Raw genomic sequence first — 510 nt, forward strand, 5'->3', positions numbered from 1 at the left:
GCTCAGCCTGGCCCTGCTGACCATCGCGCTGGCCACCCCGACCCACGACATGCGCATCCCGCGCAACCGGGCCGTCATCGTGCTGGTCATCGACATGTCGCAGTCCATGCGGGCAACCGACGTCCCGCCCGACCGGCTGACCGCCGCCAAGGAGGCCGGCAAGCAATTCGCCGACGAGCTGACGCCGGCCATCAACCTGGGGCTGGTGGAGTTCGCGGCCAACGCCTCGCTGCTGGTCTCCCCGACCACCAACCGCGCGGCCGTGAAGGCGGCGATCGACAACTTGAAACCGGCCCCCAAGACCGCGACGGGTGAAGGCCTCTTCACCGCGCTGCAGGCCATCGCGACGGTCGGCTCGGTGATGGGGGGCGGCGACGGCCCGCCGCCGGCGCGCATCGTGCTGGAGTCCGACGGCGCCGAGAACGTGCCGCTGGATCCCAACGCCCCGCAGGGGGCGTTCACCGCCGCCCGGGCCGCCAAGGCCGAGGGTGTGCAGATCTCGACGATCTC

Annotated in this window: 1 protein-coding gene; it reads left to right on the plus strand. The window is 71.8% G+C overall.

Annotated features, from left to right (window positions below; all coding sequences use genetic code 11):
* On the plus strand, window positions 1–510 hold a 510-nt coding region (locus tag A5781_RS24290; RefSeq protein WP_156625027.1), incomplete at both ends, for a VWA domain-containing protein.

The organism is Mycobacterium sp. 852002-30065_SCH5024008 (genome assembly GCF_001665645.1).
Classification (GTDB): domain Bacteria; phylum Actinomycetota; class Actinomycetes; order Mycobacteriales; family Mycobacteriaceae; genus Mycobacterium; species Mycobacterium paraffinicum.